Origin of the sequence: Peredibacter sp. HCB2-198, from assembly GCF_045999315.1 — a bacterium.
In the GTDB taxonomy this organism is placed as follows: domain Bacteria; phylum Bdellovibrionota; class Bacteriovoracia; order Bacteriovoracales; family Bacteriovoracaceae; genus Peredibacter.
Window position 1 is genome coordinate 532,117 of record NZ_CP174607.1, and the last position, 18,985, is coordinate 551,101.

The following is an 18,985-nucleotide window of genomic DNA, read 5'->3' on the forward strand; positions in this document are numbered from 1 at the left end:
ATTTCGGGCGAGCCTCTAGGCATCCCGCGATGCCTAGGGTTGTGAAATTTTAGGAAGGACAAAAATGTGGTGGGTTGCTAGGAGAGGTCTACCGAATTCAACAAACGTGCCACTTCCAAAGATCGGTACCCTTTGGATGGCTTTACACCTCGCAAATGCCATACCAAAATAGAATGACGTAATATTACGAACTTTAATCATTTCCAAAATGGCGCCAGTGACAAAACGGACCCACGAGCAGGGACAAATTAGTATCTTCTTTTCAGCTTCGCTGATCGTGCTGATTTCTATTATTGCGTTCGTGATTAATATTGGTCTGTTTGTGAAAGCGAAGATCAATCTTCAAAACGCCACCGATGCGGCAGCTTTTTCCGGGGCCGCAGTTCAGGCAAGACAACTCACGAAGATCGCCTATCTCAACTGGGAAATGCGAAATATCTACAAAGAGTGGATGTATAAGTACTACGTGATTGGAAACTTAAACGTTGAAGACGTTGAGAATCCAGGTGGTGCCGGTGTGATGAAGTTCAATCTTCGTCCGGATGAAAACGTATTAAGTGGTGTGGTCACAAAAGACCCCTACAACATCCCTGCTGTTTGCATTCACATCGCTGGTTCAAAGACCAACATCTGTAAGCGCTATGCAATTCCAGGTCTTCCGGAATTTGGTTCTTCTAACCTTCCAGGTGCGGAAGAAGCATCTCGTGCCTTCATGGACACATTGATTGCGACCAAAGTGAATGACTGTGTAGACCGCACACGTCTTAACATGCTGGTGGCAACAACTTGGACCTACAACGTTCTTGCCAGCAATATGGATGAATCACTTGCAGGAAGAGCGCCGGCCATTCTCGCCGACCGACAAGGGGCATGGCCTCGCGCCGTTGAACTTGGTCTTCGGATTCGAAATCTTGAATTTGCCATGAACCGTCCGGCCGTCATTGATGGTGTTTGCCAAGGTGGTGGTGGTTCAACATCAAGTACGAACTGTCAGAAAGGTATTGGTGAAATTGTTCAGGAAAGAAAGTTAGGTAACGAAAGAATTCTCAAGGCCTTCTATTCTGGTTATAGAAATCTTGGTAACTCAACTAACCGTGAGATGAAAGACACTTTCACTCTTTCAGAAATTCGTCCAAAGCCAGTAGCATTCACTCGTCCATCAGACGCTAGTTATCTGCTCGTTCCAGCTGATAAGGCGAGCACCTATGAAAAGCAATGGGTGGATTTAAAACTCATGATGGTCAACTACGCCATCTTCTATGCGGCCATGATTCCAAGAGCGGACTCGGCCACTTCAGGTGCTTGTGATGTCACAAAAGTTGCGATCCCTGTTCCTGGTTATCCACTTGGTTTTTACAAAAATCCCGATGTGCTGACTTACTATGCTGTTCGTGGTGAAGCTGAGTTCGTGGGACTCTTCAATCCATTCACTCCGGAAAGAATTAAACTGACTGCCTACTCTGCCGCAAAACCAATGGGTGGAAGAATCGGGCCAATGCTCTTTACTCAAAAGCAAGGTCAGGATTATTTTCTAGGTCGTAACGATACTCAAAAACGTCGTTCAGTTCCTTACATTACTTCTTATGATTTTACCGGTACTCCGGTTAGAAGTGGTGGAACTCTTCAACCAAACCAATTTGAACCGGGTGTTCCTCTTCCGATCAATACCACGACAAATCCAGGACCATTCTGGCTTGAAGATGAAAACAGTCCTCTTGGTGGATTATTGGCCGATGCCTCTGGTGTAAAATTTGGTGTTCCTAATCTCGTTTACGATTATCAATCTCCCTACTCAACTGAAGGCTACACTCTCGCCGGTGAAAAGATTTACAAAATCAGATCGGCCAGTCCTGCAACTGAGCAACCAGTAGGTCTTTACAGTAAATTCCAGTTTAACGCATTTAAAGGTCCTGGTCTTTCAGCAACGGTCTCTCCTGGGGATCTTGATGCAGAAATAGCACGGGTTCGTGCTCCGACTCTTTATGAGGCCGCCAACTATCTCATTCCATCACCCAACAGCTTCAATATTGCCAATCAAATGGACTCATTTGGATTTATTGGAACTGCAGGTACGCCACTTCAAAACGGTGTGAATCGCCATGAAGCATATGTGTACGCCCCTCTTTATAAAGCGGGAACAGATCAGGAAGATATTCTCTTTGATAACCCTTCAACTGTGACATCGACTATTTTTGAATTTATGCGTGCCCAGGAAACGGGAATGCGTAAGTATAAAATGTCTCTCAACAAGGCCGCTCAGATCATTGATTCGCAAAAAAATAAGGTAGCAGGTGGCGCTAAGAACTCTGCTCCTGGTTATGAGCGAGCTGCCCGTGGGGTTTCAGACATCAATATGGGTGACCCAAATCTAGATCAAAACCCGGGAAGCTGTAACAGCATTGCAGGCCAGTTCCTTTACTTCTACTACGGTGGCGGAGTTGGTCCAGATCCGGTTCAAAATGAAGCCGGCTGCCCTAAACCGCTGGGCACCATGATTAGTGAGTATTTTGCTGCTTCAGCAAATGATCCAACGTTTAATCCAACTCATTACCACTTCAGTTTCTCGTGGCCCGCCAATGCAACTGGGGCCGCTGGAGAAAGGTTTTTCACAGCTTATATGCCAGGGCCATTTACTGGCGTAGGCGATAATGGGACGTTCTCTAACCCAATTCCAGGCTCTAATATTCAAGAGAATATGCGCCGCAACTTTTACTCAACTAAGTTTGTTACCCTTGACTCACTGCTTAGTTCGGGTGGGTATGGCCCTAGTTCGAACTTTAGTATCATTTCAGAAGGCACTCCAAGTGGTGCGGATACAGACGTTAGACCTACACAATTTGCAAACCCTCTCGATCCAGACGTCATTGGTTCTGATTTAAACTCTATCAAGTATTAACATTTCTACTCTTGATTAGACCCCTGGCCACCCTTTATAATAAGGTTGTCTAAAACCACCTTTCACTTCATCAAAGGATCTTTTGTGGCTACGAAAAAGACCAAAAAAGTAACAAAAAAAGCGCCTGCTAAAGCCGCTAAAAAAGCACCTGCTAAGAAGGCCGCTCCTAAAAAGGCAACTAAGAAAGCTGCTCCTAAAAAAGCCGCTCCAAAAAAAGTAACGAAGAAGGCCGCTCCTAAGAAAGCTGCTCCAAAAAAAGCCGTTAAAAAAGTTGCAGCAAAACCGGCCGCTAAAAAGGCCGCTGCTCCTAAGAAAGCTCCAGCAAAAGCTGCTGCTCCGAAGGCCGCACCTAAGGCCGCTCCAAAAGCAGCTAAAGAGAAAAAGGCCATCACTCCTGAAGTGGTTGCTCCAAAAGCTCCAGCTCATGCTCAATCTTTTAACGATGATTATACAGCTGATTCACTAAGCGATGATTTCGACGCTGAATTCGATTCAGACGAAGAAGAAGAAGGTGAAGCGAAGCCTGCCGACGAAGCTGCCGATGAAGATGAAGAAGGTAGCTACGGTTACGGTTGGGGATATGAAGAAGGTCTAGACTCTCCAGAAGAAGAGGAAGAGGAAGATGAAATGGACGAAGACGCTGAATACGTTAGAGGTCCAAAGAAAAAGTCTGACGACGAAGACGAAGAAGATGATGAAGACTACTAGATAGTAGAGAATGGCCCCAGTTGGGGCCATTTTTGTTTGAGAGGTGTTTTATGAAGAAATTAGAACTTTATTTTTTCCCACAATGTCCTTACTGCCAGATTGTAGAATCGGCGTTGAGAGTGACTGGTCTGGAGAACAGTGTGACTTATTATGACATTCACGATGAGCCACACAGAAAAGAAGAGCTTATCAAGATGACCGGCCGTGGAACTGTTCCATGTCTCGTTATCGACGGTAAACCAATGCACGAATCCCGCGACATCGCAGACTGGTTACATAAATACGCAAAAGAAATTGCTCACGGTGGAGATCAAGTAAGTGGAAATTAGAGACCCGGTACATGGTTCGATTCCTATTCACGATGCTGAAATAGAAATTCTTGAACACCCATTTTTTCAGCGTCTACGGAACATCAAACAGCTGGGTTTCTCAGAATATGTTTTTCCAGGGGCAACACACACTCGTTATTTGCATTCAATTGGTGTGATGAATGTCTCGACGTTAGTTTTTAATAGCCTGTTTAAAGATCAAAATTCAAAAGACATCCAAAGATTGAAGGAAAGCCTTCGTCTTGGATGTCTTCTTCACGATATTGGTCACGCTCCCCTTTCTCACTCAACTGAATCGGTGATGCCGATGGTTAGTGCCCTGAAATTGCCTAAGCAGTTTCAAGGAAAAGAACGTCAGGCCTCGCACGAGGACTACACAATTAAATCCATCACGGACAGTTCTTTCACTCAGTCCTTCAAGGGAGTGACAAAAGAATTTGGAATTGATCCAAATGCCATTGCTGAACTCGTGATTGGTGAAACCAAGAATCCAGACTACTTCACCGTTGGTGGCGTAAACTACTTTCCGCTTTTACACCAACTCGTATCAAGCGAGATGGATTGCGACCGGATGGACTACCTTCTGCGCGACAGTTATTTCTGTGGCGTGAGTTATGGTAAATTCGATCTTGATTGGATCATCGACAATCTCAAAATTTGTGTTGAAGGCAATCAGGCCTTTCTGGGAATTTCAGAACGTGCGATTTCAACCTTTGATGATTTCCTGCTTTCTCGTTTCCATATGTTCATGATGGTCTATTTCCACTATCGTGCGGTTTGCTTAGAACAAATGCTCATGCGCTACTTTGATAGTGAGAAAAATGAGTATTCAATTCCGGCCGACATTGAAGCGTATCTGGAACACGATGATGCTTATCTTATGAGAGTGCTTCGTAAATCAGATAACGTTTGGGCGAAGAGAATCGTAAGAAACTCCATTCCAAAAAAGATCCTTGAGACCTTTGGAACTGTTCATCTGCAGCAGATGCATGACCTTGAGAAATTTATGAAGTCGGAAAATATCGACTATATTAAATGTTCATCAACTGGTCGCCTGTCTAAATACTACAGTGCCACTTCACCTCAGGAAGTTTATCCGATGAAAGTGATGAGAGAGTCTTCACTTGCTAAAGGTCATCGCACCATTAAAAACATTCAAGAAGCGACGGATCTCTTCACGAAATACAGTGAATCTCACGCAGTTAACCGTATTCACTGTGACTTCGATGAGCTTAAACCAAATCAACAGGCCGAAATCCTAAAGATCATTCAGGCCTAGTATGTATAAGTTTTTTCTCTACTCGATGCTGATGATTTTGTACCTGGGTCTCGCGAAGGCACTCTCGCCTTCCGAGCTTGGTGTGCAATATCTTCAAAACGAGAAGGCCTTTTCTAAAGTTATTAAGGCCCCACTGGCCACAGCAATTCTGGTGGACACTCACGCTACTGGTTTTTTGATTAAGACCTATTATCAAAAGTACCGGGTGATTAGCGGCTACGACTCAGTTGAAGAAGTGATCGTTCGAACTAGTAAAGAATTTGCTAAAAAGAACCTGGCCAATATTGGTCTTTCTCTTTATCGCCGAATTGATGACAAGGAAGAGTTTCTTCCTTTGCCTCCGGGAAGTTTGTACATCGGTAACCGTGAATTTGGTGAATGGAAGATGAATAAAAAAGGCGACATGAAATGGCGCTTTAATAAGTCTTTCAAGAACTTTCCGAAGTATCTGGGCTGGGGCAATTTTCGGCCAACTGAAGAATTTTACCAGCAGATGCGCGCCAGTGTGACGCTCAATCAGCCCTTCTATGGACTAAAAAACGAATTTGGACCGAAAGGTCGCATCACTCAGGAGAACTTTCCTCATTTCTTCAAAGATGAACGTATGAAGAAAGTAGAAATGAAGACCCTTCTGATTGAATATTTTAAAGAGAACTTTTAAGGAAAACATATGGCCGAGATTTTCGACAGGCTCGTCATTCGACTTCTATTAGCACTTTTTGTGTGTTTCATGATCTGGGTGTATCGCTACGCTCATGTGATTTTTTATCCGACAGTGAAACGTCAGGTGCTGAAAAAAATTAACCCGGCCGAAAACCCGGCAGATGCTCTTCACCTTTTTTCTCGCTTGGTGGGAATTGCCCTGATTTTCTCGTCGATTTCTTTTAATGAGGCGTCAGGTTTCTTTTTAAGTATTTTCCATTTCGCGGTTTGGGGAACCATCGCGATTGTACTGTATCTTCTTTCGCTTTTTATTATTGAATCGATCGTTTTCTATAACTTCGATTACACTGATGAGATCTTGAAGCGCAAAAACATGTGCTATGCCTTCATTAGCTTCTGTCATGCTATTGTGATCGCATTTCTAACCAGAACCGTGATGCTCGAGGCGGAGAACTCACTAGTGATTCTCCTGGTGCTTTGGTTGTATATGCTGGTGATCGTGGGCTTTTCCGTAAAGTACTTTACCCTGATTAGCCGCCTGACTTTTAACAAGCTCATGATGCAAAAGAACCTCTCTCTGTGTTTTGCCTATGGTGGATTCACGCTAGGTGCAGGTTTTATTATTGCGAGCTGTTTTGATCAGGAACACTACGACATTACGGTTTACTGTATTCAGGTTCTTTTGAAGACCATCTTGTCTCTCATCATCTTTCCGATCTTTAAAAAAGGTCTCATGAAGATTTTCCCTGTGAAACTGGGCGAAGAGCGTGGCCACGAAGGTCTGATTGAAGAAGATCGTCAGAGTTATGGTTATGGCTTTTACGAAGGTGCTGTATTCATTGCTGGCGCAATCTTGACTACAATGATCGTGAATCGTATCCAATTCGGTACAATTTACCCATTCTTCTAGTAGGGGCACCCTCTGGTAAAATGAATGCCAGAGGGTCCCTATGAGTAACAAAATTCACAACGTTTTCTCCCAGCTTCAGCAGTTTGAAGAGCATATTGGCCATTTAGAGGCCCGTATCCTGGAGCTTGAACAGCGAATTGAGCAACTCATTCAAATTGAACGTAATCACCTGATTCGTGTGAAAAATCGCGAGGAAGTATCGGATGATTTCCTTTTCCATGGTCGCCGTTATCAGGATCTTTCTCCTGAGAAGGCCTGGAAGCTCTATAACAACAAAGATTTTGATTTCATTCTGATTGATGTCTCGGCCGCGGATTTTACTCCTGAAAATAAAATCCCAGAGGCCCTGCATATTCCTTGGGAAGTGTTTCCAGAAAGATTCATGGAAATCACCAGCAAGACCACTCCTATTCTCTTTATTTCTGAAGACGGGACAAACTCAGTAATGGCCTGCGAATACATGGTGAAGCGTGGTTACTATAACTGTAACAACGTTTCCGGTGGTTATAAGTATTGGAAGGGAAATCAGCTTTCGATCGTTAAAGAGCAAACTGCCTAAATCAGGCTGCCCTTAGTTTGATTCTCTAGAAGCTCACGATAAAGATTATCCAGCATCAATTCAACGCGATCGAGTTCTACCTCACCTAGTTTGGTGGTGTATTGGCGCTCAAGATCGTTAGTCACTTGAAGTAGATTCAGCTTAAATTTTTCACCGTAATCAGTTAGAAAGACCAACTGTTCACGCTTATCTTGGTCAGAGTGCGAACGCTTGATATAACCGCGTTTTTCGAGTTCATTTAAGTGTGAAGTCATGGTCTGCTTTTTGAGACCACAGGCCTTCCCGATCATCTTGATAGATGGACCATCGTTTTCAGAAAGGTACATTAGGATTTCCAGGAAGCTTGGGCGAAGATCATTGAAGCCACGAGACTGAAGCTCTTTAATGAGCTCAATCGAGTAAACTCGATAGATTTTTTTTAGCAAACTTCCGATGTTAGCAATTCTCTTCATGGATCCCCATATAGTATGACTATCATACTATGACTCGGGCAAAACTCAAGTCTTTTGAAGGGCCCGTTCTAATTCTTCTGGCAGAGGCCTCTGAGGAGCTTGGGCCTTTTTATTGATGACAGGTCTCTCATCCACACCGTTGATCCACATATCCAAACGGAGACGCTCTTTCACGGTCATAAGTGGTGAGGCGTGAGCGGCGAACGAAGTGAAAAGTAAAATTGTGAAGATAGCTTTCATATATGGTCCCTTATGCTTTTGGTTTCTTTTGATGTTCGTTCCACTCGATCAGGAGCTTCATGTATTTCCCGATGGCCGTACCATCTCGAGAAATGATTTTAAGATCATCCGGTGTGAGCTCTTTATTAACTCCAAAATAAGTGCAAAGAATTGAGTAATCTAAGTTAAGGCGCGTGATTTCGTCTTTGTCTGTTTTATCGAGACCCTTCATCAAAGAGTTGTAGTTTTGTGCCAACTCCGCCCATAGAGTAACAGTTCTGTCGTAGAAGTCTTTTTTCATGTAACCCACGACTGCTCTCTTATGGGCCACAACTTTCGTAATCAAAGGGCTTCTCATCTTATAAAGACTTAGAGACAGATCAATCAGCTGATCATCTTCATAATGAGAAAGGTGCTGCTCAAGACGTGAATCTGGAACTAAATGCAGAATATTGGCCGCTGTATCGAGATCATTATATTCAATCAAATCGCTGAATCTGTCGTACACGGCCACAGCAAACTTCTGGCTGTTCATCACACCAAGAGTCAGAAGAGTCAGGTAGCTTTCTTCAGTTAAGATAGGAGAGAGTTCTTTTAAAAGAGGCACAGAATATTTATGAATTTGGAACAGGCCACTTAAAAAAGAAACGCCTACTTCTCCATTCGTTAATGAGAAATGAAGATTTGGATCGACTTCTTTTTTCAAGTTTTCCAAATTTGCAAGAGTCGGATTTTTTATAGCATTATTTACTAACTCGTATTTTAAAAGACTTTGAAGAGCAGGAACAACAATCGTCGAGGCCTTTTTTGAAACAACTAGGCCCGTTTTTGTGTCTTTTGTTTTTGGTTCTAGATAGCAAGTTCTGACGGCATCAAAAACTCTGAACTGAGCATGTGCCTTATAGGCCCTGACGGCCACACCTACAACTTCGTGTGTTTCAGCATCAAGAATAGGAGCACCGGAATCTCCACCAAAAATATCATTGGTTGATTCGAATTCATATTTCTCGTTAATGTTCGTTACTTTACCCACGGACATGTTAGAGAGATAACCATAACCATGGGCAATTTTAATGACCTTATCTTTTACTTTTAGTTCTCTATCTGAAATATCTAATGAAGGAATTTCGGGATTTGTTTCAGCAAAGAGAACAGCAAAATCATCACCGGAGCTGCTATGGGAATAGTAGCCAACGCTGTCACAAGTCGCTATTTGTGAAGCATTAACAATGCGATCTCCAGCATTCGCTCCCGGCTTTGTACCTGCATCGTTAAAATCAAAAATAAAACGATTATCAGTACAAAAGTCCGCTAACTTTTTTTGAGACTCAATACAATGAGCAGCGGTACCGATGGCGTTATCTGCAATTTTGAAAGCCGTACATGATCCATAGCTGTACGAGTTGCTGAATTTCTCTTCGGGACATAGATCGCTATCAATGCTTTTAGGCTTAATGGTAAACGTACCGTCCTTATTATCAATGATCTGTGCTGCCTCAACAATCGTGGCAATGGCCGCGGCGGTTTTTCTGCTCTTATCATCTAGTTTTGAAACATTCGTTCTATCATCACCATCTTGAATGATGTTTCCTAAAGTAATGGATTTAGAACCTTGCCCAGGCTGACAAGAAACGAAAAGCATGAGCGTGAACAGTGGCAAACAACGGCGCATAGTAACTCCCTGAATGGGAGAATTAAGAGCAAGCCTTATGCCAGAATTAAGGGTGAAATCTGTCTAGGTTTTAGACAGTTTCTGATGGCAGTGTTTGGGAAATGTACAATTGGGACTAGAGAACCGGTTCGAATGCCTTCGTGATGAGCTTATAGAAACTTTTTTTCGTGCAGTGTTTGACGGCGTCTTTCAGAGAGAGTTTCTTCGGGTTTACTACCTCTACCTTGTCCATAAAGTATTTTTGTATGCGGGTATTGTGAGTTGAGATTTTCTCCGCCATCCCTTTGTCTTTCACAATCACACCGTTCTCAAGATTGATGTTTTGCGATCGAGGATCCATGTTGAAACTTCCGACGAAAACTTTCTCGTTATCGACGACAATGGTTTTAGCGTGAATAAAGTGCTTAGGCCTTAGCTCGAAGGTCTCAATTCCCATTTTGACCAGTTCTTCTTTACGAGCGTCCCAGGCAACTCCCATCAGATAAACGTCATTTGAAACTTTTGAGTTAGAAAGAATTCTGACCTTCACTCCTCTATCGAGTGCTTTTTCAAGTGTGTCTTTGAATTCCTTTGTCAGAAGAACGTATGGATTCATGATATCAATCGAGGTCTTCGCCTCATTGAGCATTTTGAGAATCTCTCGATGAATACCGGCCTGTTTTTTAATGTCAGGAAGATCGGCAATGTATTTAACTTCTTCTGGTTTTGCAGTGAAGGCCTTACCAGGTTTAATGTGTTCCTTCTTTGCCTTAGTGATCCATCCCTCTACGTCTTTTGTGGCCAGATCAATTTCGGCGTTGGTCACAATGGTAACAGGATTTTTGACCTCTGCTTTGGCCAATAGATTCACGAATGTTTGTCTGGCCTCATCAGCTGCCTCTCCAGTGATTTTCATCTCAGCGCTGATGTAGTTTGTGGGTGCCTTACGTTTAAAGTAACTCGCGGTCATATTTCGATCGCCGATAATGACGGCCTCAGAACCGATAAGTGCCTTCTGGTGATTTCGATTATTGATTTCTGGAAGATGACGAATTTTCGGATTGTAGACTTTAACATCAATGCCGTTTTTCTTCAGCACTTCCACCACTGCTGAATGATAGGTCACTCCCTTCCCGATTCCATCTACGACCATTGTGACTTTCACGCCACGTCGAGCGGCATCTACGAGAAGACCGATGGTTTTTTGTCCGAAGTCATCGAGATCGAAGAGATAAGTGTTGAGATAGAGGAACTTCTTCTCATTCATGATCATTTGCTCACGAACGCTTTGGGCCTGCAGACGATTTAAGAGTAACGAAACTTCTTCGGCTAGAGCTGATGAGCACGCAAATAAGAGCGCGATGAGGGTCAGATGAATGTGTTTAGGCCAATTCATGTGAGAATACCCATGTAGGCTTATCGGATATTTAAGGAATAAGTTTAGGGCCATAAGTATTCATTATTTGAATATAAGAATTCTTAACTACCCCGCCAGGAGATTGTTTTGGAAAATGAGAAATTCAACAAGGTAGTATTATGAACATTTTTTTCTCAGTGCTTTTGATCCTTCTATATTCAAATATCACTTTCTCCCAATCCGAGAATTGGCCAGTGTTTGTAAATTTCCTACCACCACATTTAGAGATTCAGCCTGAAAATAGACATTGCTCTCCTCTCAATACAATCTCAAATATAGGTGAATGTAAAATCCACAGCCAAACCTGTAACTTCAAATATACTTTCGAAGCAAGGGCTGAAGTTTCTAATCGTATTTACATTACTTCTGATAAAAGTGTTGGCGAAGGTTTTTTTCATTTAAAGGGCCAATCAAAAACTTTTAGCTCAATGAGTAAAGGAACTCAAATACTTGAGTTCAAGAACATCACACGTCCATCGGTCATTACGGTTTACACAAAGTCTTATGAAAGACAGGTTATAAAAGTGAAACCAGGAACAAAATTTACAGTGAATAAACCAACTCGAAAGCTAACTTCACATTCAATTAAACTTGTCCCAGGCAATAATAAATATGAAATTTTTTATCCTAAAAATTTTAAGACAATAGAGTTTTCATTAGAGGGCCATAAAGGTGTCTCTATTGAACTGGTCGATCAAGCAATTGATTACTTAGATGTAAATGAAAAAACTCAAATTGAAATGGGTCCGGGTCAGTATGAATTCTTTTTTAGAACAAAAGAACAGGATGGAATTCAGAAAGTGCATTCCAGAATTGTGAATGTTAATGAAAATGATTTAAAAGATGAGAAAATAACCATCCTAAATTCTGATCTAAAAGAAGAGATGGTAAGAGGTACAATATACTATGAAGGAAGACAAGAGTGTTTTTCACCTGCTTCTTTTGAAGACATCAAATCAACTGCCTTCACTGAAATACATAGTGTCCATTTGAATGACTCTCCGAACTTAAAATCTCAATTTGTTTTAAAGGATTCAGCAGTTTGTATAAAACCAGAAAACAAATCCTCATTTCAAAGTCTAAGAAGCCGTTATCCTTCAGAATTAAATATTAAAGCGACATGCTCAACAGCAGAACTCCAAAAGATGGAAACTAGCTATCCGCTTTATTTAGCTCCCGATTCAAAGTCAAAAATCATTGGAAAAGCCGTACTCGAAATACTGCCAGAAAATATCAATCAAATTAACTCTACATTTGTTGATACCAATAATGTTTCGACAAAATTTGAGAGCAATTTTATCAAAGCATTTTGTCATCCCATCGATCAATTCGTTTTCTTATACGAAGCAAAGAGTACAAATGGAGAATGGAGTGAATTAGGAGAAGGACCTTGGGGCAAGAATGCTTGGATCAATTTGCATGCTTTTGAGTTACCTTACGTTGGATATAAATTTAAATATGATGGTTTATCAGATGCCACATTTGTCTACGAATCTGGAAGTTTTATGGTTAAAGGCGACAAATATGGTCCCGGTAATGAATTTGATCAGATTGAGAAAAAAATTACCCCAAAAGATGTTAAAGATGAGAAAGGAAAATTCAAAGGTACTATGGACTGCGAATTACATTATTGATCTCAATAAATAAAAGGGAAATTCATCTTAAGGTTTACTTCGACGTCGAAGTGGAAGTGAGTCAAAAAAAAGGGCCCCTTGCGGAGCCCTTAGAATTTTTAGTTGAAGAAGTTTCGACTGTTGGAAACCGACGTCGCCATCCCTACCCCCACACCGAAGGTGAGCATACTCGATCCCCCGTAACTCATAAGTGGTAATGGAATACCCACGATCGGCAGAAGTCCGGACACCATCGCCATGTTAATAAACGTGTGCCAGAAGAAGATCGCCATAATACCTACCACGAGTACAGAGTCGTAAAACCTCTGCACGGATGTGGCCAGCCAGATAAGCCTCATAAAGAAAACGAGATACAGAATAATCAAGAACACCGAACCGAAGAAGCCGTGCTCTTCATTGAAGATCGCGAACACGAAATCGGTATGGTTTTCTGGAAGGTAGTTAAGGGACGCTTGAGAAGAGTTCTTAAACCCCTTACCAAAAAGTCTTCCTGAACCAATCGCAATCTCGGACTGAATGGCGTTGTAACCAGAACCTTTTGCATCTTCGTACGGATCAATGAACGTGTGAATACGTTTTCTCTGATACTCGCGAAGACCGAAGTTATACATCAAGACTCCGGACACCACCGCAATGACTCCGAGAGTGGTAATCGTTTTCCACTTAAGACGCTTATAAAAAATCATAAGTGAGAAGATGAACACCAGAAGCATTCCGGTACCTAAGTCCGGCTGAATAATAACCATCACTGCCGGGATACCCATAATAAGGCCAGGAATAATCAAATCTTTGAAGCCAAGTTGTCTTTCTGGATTCACTTTCGTGAAGTAACGAGCAAGGGCAAGCACCAGACCCATTTTCATGAACTCAGACGGCTGCATACGGATTGGCCCAATCACAAGCCAGCGTTGAGCACCCATCCCTACTTTACCCATCAAAAGAACCAGGAACACGAGAAACAAAGTTCCCACGTAACCAACGTAAGAAAAACGCTCAAATGTTTTTGGGTTCAAAAAACTAATACCGATCGCAACACAAACAGACAGGATGAACCAACCAATCTGTGATTGATAAAGAGCATCGAGTCCGGCCGCCACGTCAGCGTGAGTTGAAGAATAAAGATTCAGCACTCCAACCAGGAAGATGGCGGCCATACTTCCGATGAAGCTGAAATCATATCGTTTTAAAAATTGCAGTATCGTCTGATTCAAAACAAGAGCTCCGTTTATTCTTCAGCAGGTTCAGCTGCTGGTTTAGGTTTCGCTGGCTGGGCCGCGCGCAGAGACTTCACCCAATTGTCTCTAATTTCTTTGTCCTTCTCTAAGTTCTGTAAATAGAGATCAGGATGATATTTTTTCATGTACTGAGTAATCACTGCTTCAGCAACTGGAGTTGCGGCACTTGAACCGTGACATCCGTGCTCAACGATTACCGCAGCTGCGATCTTCGGATTGTCCGCCGGAGCAAAACCTACAAAGAGACCGTGGTGACGAGATTCATAGTCCATGTTTTCACATTTCGCATAAACCTTATCGGCCGAAGCACTCTTCACCTGCGACGTACCTGTCTTACCCGCCATCAAGATACCCTGACCACGACGATAAAACGCAGTTCCTTTCGGGCTGTTCACAACCTGGAAAAGACCTTCACGAATAAACTTCAAAGTCTTCGGGTTCTTCATTTCAAACGAAGAAAGAAGTTCCGGAGTAAATGTCTTAACCAGTTCACCTTGAGTATCGTAGATATCTTTCACAACGTACGGACGATAGATCTTTCCGCCGTTGGCGATCGCTGCATAAGCTGTTGCAAGCTGAATCGTAGAGGCCAGAACGTATGACTGACCGATGGCACACGACAGAGTTTCCCCTGCCTGCCACTCTTGTCCGAATCTCTTCTTCTTCCATTCTTTAGTCGGGATCAAACCTGATACTTCACGTGGAAGTGAGATACCTGTTCTAGCACCAAGACCAAAGGCCTTCGCGTATTTTGAAATGGCATCAATGTCCATGCGGTTCGCGGCCTTCTGGAAGTAAACGTTACAAGACTCTCGAATCGCTTTCACAAGATTCGTTGGCCCGTGACCTTCTTTCTTCCAACAGTGATAGACCTTACGACCTAAACGGAATGAACCACCACAATTTACTTCAGTGTTCTCATCAATTTCACCCTCTTCAAAAGCGGCGATACCAGTGATGGCCTTGAAAGTTGAACCTGGTGAAAAATGTTCTTGAATGTTACGGTCACGTAGTGGGTGTTCTTTGTTACCCACAAGACTTCTCCAATACTCAGGCGTTAAACCTCTTGAGAACTGAGAAGGATCAAAACTTGGACGAGACACCATCGCCAGAACCTGACCAGAGTTAATGTCAATCGCGATCACACCACCGACTTTGTCCTGAAGAGCATTGAAAGCAGCAATCTGCATGTCACGGTCGATTGTGAGTTTCACATTCATACCAGACAGAGGCTTCTCGTCTTCAATTCCTTTAAACAGGTTATCAGTGTTGATGTAGCGCTTTCTTCTACCTCGGGCATCCACTTCCACGAACTCGTGTCCGTTTTCACCACGAAGGTATTTATCTAATTGTTCTTCAATACCGAACTGACCGATGAAGTCGCCCAGGCGATAATCAGCATGATCGCGCTCGCGAAGTTTTGGAAGCTGAGTCTGAGAAATCTCAGAAATGTAACCAAGTAAGTGGGCACCGATTTCTTTATCGCGATACTCACGTGAAATGAATGTATCAACGCTTACACCTGGAAGGTCAGCGTTTTGAGTTTCAATCTGCGCCAACTCTCCAAATGAGATGTTCTTTTTAACGATGATAGGACGATACTTCGCCTGGTTTGAGTTTTTCTTTAAAATAGTGTTGATCGACTCGATGTCCATTGAAAGCATCTTAGATAGCTTTCCTAGAGTTTCTTCCTTATCCATCAAGAACTGCGGAGTCAGGATCGCATCGAATCGAGGGATGTTATCCACAAGTAACTGATCATCACGGGAGTAAATGAGACCTCTAGGTGCCCACACTACTTCCTTACGAAGACGGTTTTGGATGGAATAGTTGTGAAGTGTTTCACCCTTGTAGACCTGAAGGTACCACAGGCGCGCAAGCACCAAACCAAAGGCAGCAGTGATGATATAAGAAATCAGCGCCGCTCTTTCTTTATGTATTTTGACCAGTTCTTCTTCACCGAACATAACTAAATTTCAACTCCTGCAGGACCGCGGTCACTTGGAACACGCCATACTTGCTCCAATACCCAGAAAAGAATTGGAGAAATAAGTGAAAGAAGAATACTACCTGGAATGAAACTCCAAAGAATCATTCCGAACTTATCGAAGTTCGAGATTTTAAGGCAGATCACAACTGTCACAGTGAGATACCAAACGAATTGGAAGAACTGCACAGTGACCATCGTCATCACTGCTGTCGTAAGGTGAAGAAGCTCTTTCAGGTAATTCGCTGACATCATCACGATGAGCCCTGCCAATGTTCCCAATGCCCAACCTTCAATTGAGAAGATTGAGTGAACGATCTGAAGACCCATAATCATCCAAGGCACGGCCGCTGAATTTAAACGGATCGCAAGGAACAGGATAAACAGAACGTTGAAAGTCAGACGATATTCAGTCCACCCCAACGCGGGAAGGATAGTTGACGTCACGATTTCAAAACCAATCAGCATCGCGACTGAAATCGCGAATGAAATTAACAATTGAGAGATACTCATTCTCATATTTTCTTCTCCTGTGCTGGAGCGGCTACTTGAGCAGGAGCTGCAGCTGGATCAATGCTCGCCTGAACACCTTCAACCGGAGTCAGCACCAGAACTTCTTCTAATTTGTCGAAATCAACACTTGGAACAACTTCAATTGAAAGAGTCATTCCGAAATTTTCTTTAGCAATGCTTGTGATCATCCCGACCTTGATGCCTTTAGGATAAATACCACCCACACCAGCAGTGATGAGCTTATCTCCCACCTCTACTTGCTCGTTTCTCATGATGTACTTAAGCGCACACTTGAAGTTCAGAACACCCTCGATGATTCCGTGTGTACGAGTTCTTTCAACCACAACATCCACACGGTTGTTCTGATCGAGAATCGTAAGCACGTCAGCATAGTTATCAGTCGCGCGGTAAACGTAACCCACGAGACCGTGATCAGTGATCACTGGAGACATTGGCTTAATGCCGTGACGAGTTCCTTTATTCAGACGAATCACTTTAAATTCGTTGGCAGAGTCCCAACCAACAACCTGGGCCAGAACGCGAGTGTGTTCTTTCTCGTCAGAGAAATTCAACAAGCGCTTCAGTCGAAGGTTCTCTTTACGCATCTCTTCCATGAAAGTCAGGTCACTTTCAAGACGCGAAATTTGTTTTTTAAGAACGGTGTTTTCTTTACTCGTGTTCACGATCGAAAGGTAGTTGTCCCAAAGAGAAGAAAGGTTCTTCTTCGAGCTCGCAAGACCTTCCTGAACTGGAGAGATAACTTCCGTCACAATCTGATGAAAAAGCGAGGGCTCACCGAGGTTAAATTGTTTTTGCGAAATGCCATAAATCGCAAGAACACCCACAATGAGATTATTGACAATTTTAGTCTTTGAAGACTCTTGGATTAGTTTCAAGCTACAGACCTCTATTTAAACTTATCCCTTAAGAGTAAACGAAATCGGTGCCCGATGCCAACGAAGTTTCGAGATAAAGTCTTTGACCATACCCGCCCTTCCCCGATAAAATAACTTGCATTTATTACGTTCAAAGGAACCCCATGAAAAACGCATTTGCGAGCAAGATGTCTTATTTTATTTTGACGTTCATTTTTTTGATCATCACAGCGAGTTTTTTGTTCTCTAACTTTACAAGTTTCTCTCTGGGAACATCATCAAACGTAGCAACTGTGGACGGCACTCCAATTTCTCTTAAAGAATACCAAACGGCGCTTACTCGCCAGGTTGAATTCTTTAATCAGATGATGGGTGGCCAAGGCATGACTCAAAAACAACTTGAAGAAATGGGCATCAAGCAATCTGTGCTAAATGGTCTGATTCAACAAAAACTTATCCTGAATACGGCCGACCAAATGGGATTCGTTGTGTCATTGGATGAAGTGAAGAACGAGATTAAGTCTATGCCTTACTTCAAAACCAATAACCAATTCGACGTTGCCCTTTATAGAAATATGCTGCAAGGCAATGGATATGTTCCAACTCAATTCGAAGAACTAGTGGCCAATGACTTAAAGCAAAAGAAAGTTGATGAGCTTTTCAACTCGACTCTGGTTTCTGAGAACTTCGTTCAAGACGTAATGAAATTCAAAAACAACATCGTTACCGTTCAAGGAATTAAGCTTAGCCGTCAGGCCCTGGCCCCGATGGTGACTGTTTCTGAACAAGAAATTAAAGATTACCTAGCGAAACCAGAAAACCAAAAGTCTCTGGAAACTGCCTACACTGAAAACTTCTCTAAATACAATAAGCCAGAAGAAGTTAAGGCCCGTCACATCCTGATTCAGGGTGAAGATGCTAAGGCCCTAGATAAAATCAAGGCCATCAAAGCGAAGGTTAATACTAAGAACTTTGCGGACATCGCTAAGAAGGAAACTGAAGATCCAACAGGTAAGGCCAACGGTGGTGACCTTGGTTGGTTCGCTGCTGGTCGCATGGTTCCGGAATTCGAAACTGTTGCTTTCAAAATGAATAAGGGTGAGATTTCTGAACCTGTAAAAACCCAATTCGGTTACCACATCATCATGGTGGAAGATAAAAAAGCCGCTGAAACAAAATCACTTGATTCTGTTAAGAATGAACTTGCCCAGATGGCCCTTCAAAAAACTAAGGGTTCTGACCTGGATAAACTTCTAAAATCGACTTCTGATTCTCTTGAGGCCGCCCTAAATAAAGGTGATATGGCCGAAGTTGAGGCCCTGGCCAAAAAAGTTGATGGCACAGTTTTCAAAAACACAGAAGTTAACCAGTATGATCAATCGCTTGCTCAAACGACTCTTGCTCCAGCAGAAGCGGATAAAATTTTCAAGGCAGCTCCTGGTACAATCCTGAATTTCGGTAACCCTGGCACCATCTTCCTGGTAAAAGTGGTTTCTAAGGACTCTAAGGGTGCGGAAGTTCCAGCGGAAAAGCTAAAAGCAGAAGTGGCCTCTCAAAATCAGCTATTCTCGAGAAAGGTTCGCGAGGAATTGATCAAAACAATGAACAACAAAGCAAAGGTTGTCACAAACCCGTCTTTGATGTAATTTAGGGTCCTC

The 18,985-nt window shown here is 42.7% G+C and carries 17 protein-coding genes; 9 read left to right on the plus strand and 8 right to left on the minus strand.

Annotated features, from left to right (window positions below; translation table 11 throughout):
* Nucleotides 1-217 precede the first annotated feature (217 nt).
* The 7 genes from ACJVC5_RS02800 (at nt 218) to ACJVC5_RS02830 (ending at nt 7,344) form a co-directional block, all read left to right on the plus strand.
* Nucleotides 218-2,896, plus strand: coding sequence for a Tad domain-containing protein (locus tag ACJVC5_RS02800; protein ID WP_408097865.1), 2,679 nt, complete (start codon nt 218-220; stop codon nt 2,894-2,896).
* Nucleotides 2,897-2,980: 84 nt separating this feature from the next.
* Nucleotides 2,981-3,604 (plus strand): hypothetical protein, encoded by a 624-nt coding sequence (locus tag ACJVC5_RS02805; protein ID WP_408097866.1) that lies wholly within the window; start codon nt 2,981-2,983, stop codon nt 3,602-3,604.
* A gap of 50 nt (nt 3,605-3,654) precedes the next feature.
* Nucleotides 3,655-3,933: a glutaredoxin family protein gene (locus tag ACJVC5_RS02810; RefSeq protein WP_321394569.1), complete on the plus strand. Its 279-nt coding sequence runs from the start codon at nt 3,655-3,657 to the stop codon at nt 3,931-3,933.
* A complete protein-coding gene (locus tag ACJVC5_RS02815; RefSeq protein ID WP_408097867.1) occupies nt 3,923-5,212 on the plus strand; it encodes an HD domain-containing protein in 1,290 nt (429 codons plus the stop codon). The genes ACJVC5_RS02810 and ACJVC5_RS02815 overlap by 11 nt, the downstream gene beginning before the upstream one ends.
* A gap of 1 nt (nt 5,213) precedes the next feature.
* Nucleotides 5,214-5,873: a hypothetical protein gene (locus tag ACJVC5_RS02820; RefSeq protein WP_408097868.1), complete on the plus strand. Its 660-nt coding sequence runs from the start codon at nt 5,214-5,216 to the stop codon at nt 5,871-5,873.
* Nucleotides 5,874-5,882: 9 nt separating this feature from the next.
* The gene (locus tag ACJVC5_RS02825; protein ID WP_408097869.1) at nt 5,883-6,785 is read left to right on the plus strand and encodes a hypothetical protein; all 903 of its coding nucleotides are present in this window, start codon (nt 5,883-5,885) and stop codon (nt 6,783-6,785) included.
* A 40-nt stretch (nt 6,786-6,825) separates the two neighbouring features.
* A complete protein-coding gene (locus tag ACJVC5_RS02830; protein ID WP_408097871.1) occupies nt 6,826-7,344 on the plus strand; it encodes a rhodanese-like domain-containing protein in 519 nt (172 codons plus the stop codon).
* Here ACJVC5_RS02830 and ACJVC5_RS02835 read toward each other — a convergent pair.
* The 4 genes from ACJVC5_RS02835 to ACJVC5_RS02850 form a co-directional block, all read right to left on the minus strand.
* Nucleotides 7,341-7,796 (minus strand): MarR family winged helix-turn-helix transcriptional regulator, encoded by a 456-nt coding sequence (locus tag ACJVC5_RS02835; protein WP_408097872.1) that lies wholly within the window; start codon nt 7,794-7,796, stop codon nt 7,341-7,343. The genes ACJVC5_RS02830 and ACJVC5_RS02835 overlap by 4 nt on opposite strands.
* A gap of 45 nt (nt 7,797-7,841) precedes the next feature.
* Nucleotides 7,842-8,036, minus strand: a complete 195-nt coding sequence (locus ACJVC5_RS02840; RefSeq protein WP_408097873.1) for a hypothetical protein — start codon at nt 8,034-8,036, stop codon at nt 7,842-7,844.
* Between the two features lie 10 nt (nt 8,037-8,046).
* Nucleotides 8,047-9,687: a trypsin-like serine peptidase gene (locus ACJVC5_RS02845; protein WP_408097874.1), complete on the minus strand. Its 1,641-nt coding sequence runs from the start codon at nt 9,685-9,687 to the stop codon at nt 8,047-8,049.
* Nucleotides 9,688-9,802: 115 nt separating this feature from the next.
* Nucleotides 9,803-11,062: a phospholipase D-like domain-containing protein gene (locus tag ACJVC5_RS02850; RefSeq protein WP_408097875.1), complete on the minus strand. Its 1,260-nt coding sequence runs from the start codon at nt 11,060-11,062 to the stop codon at nt 9,803-9,805.
* A 140-nt stretch (nt 11,063-11,202) separates the two neighbouring features.
* Here ACJVC5_RS02850 and ACJVC5_RS02855 point away from each other — a divergent pair, with 140 nt between their 5' ends.
* Entirely contained in the window at nt 11,203-12,717 is a 1,515-nt protein-coding gene (locus ACJVC5_RS02855; protein ID WP_408097876.1) for a hypothetical protein, read from the plus strand.
* Nucleotides 12,718-12,815: 98 nt separating this feature from the next.
* On the opposite strand, the gene rodA is transcribed toward ACJVC5_RS02855, so the two are convergent.
* From rodA to mreC, 4 genes are read right to left on the minus strand one after another with little or no spacing between them, the layout of a single operon-like run.
* Nucleotides 12,816-13,928: a rod shape-determining protein RodA gene (gene rodA, locus ACJVC5_RS02860; protein ID WP_408097877.1), complete on the minus strand. Its 1,113-nt coding sequence runs from the start codon at nt 13,926-13,928 to the stop codon at nt 12,816-12,818.
* 14 nt (nt 13,929-13,942) lie between these two features.
* Nucleotides 13,943-15,919 (minus strand): penicillin-binding protein 2, encoded by a 1,977-nt coding sequence (mrdA, locus tag ACJVC5_RS02865; protein ID WP_408097878.1) that lies wholly within the window; start codon nt 15,917-15,919, stop codon nt 13,943-13,945.
* A gap of 2 nt (nt 15,920-15,921) precedes the next feature.
* The gene (locus ACJVC5_RS02870) at nt 15,922-16,458 is read right to left on the minus strand and encodes a hypothetical protein (protein ID WP_408097879.1); all 537 of its coding nucleotides are present in this window, start codon (nt 16,456-16,458) and stop codon (nt 15,922-15,924) included.
* On the minus strand, nt 16,455-17,348 hold the full coding sequence (mreC, locus tag ACJVC5_RS02875) for a rod shape-determining protein MreC (protein WP_408097880.1): 894 nt from the start codon (nt 17,346-17,348) through the stop codon (nt 16,455-16,457). Before mreC ends, ACJVC5_RS02870 begins: the two co-directional genes overlap by 4 nt.
* A 143-nt stretch (nt 17,349-17,491) precedes the next feature.
* On the opposite strand from mreC, the gene ACJVC5_RS02880 reads away from it, so the two are divergent.
* Nucleotides 17,492-18,973 (plus strand): peptidylprolyl isomerase, encoded by a 1,482-nt coding sequence (locus tag ACJVC5_RS02880; RefSeq protein WP_408097881.1) that lies wholly within the window; start codon nt 17,492-17,494, stop codon nt 18,971-18,973.
* Nucleotides 18,974-18,985 lie beyond the last annotated feature (12 nt).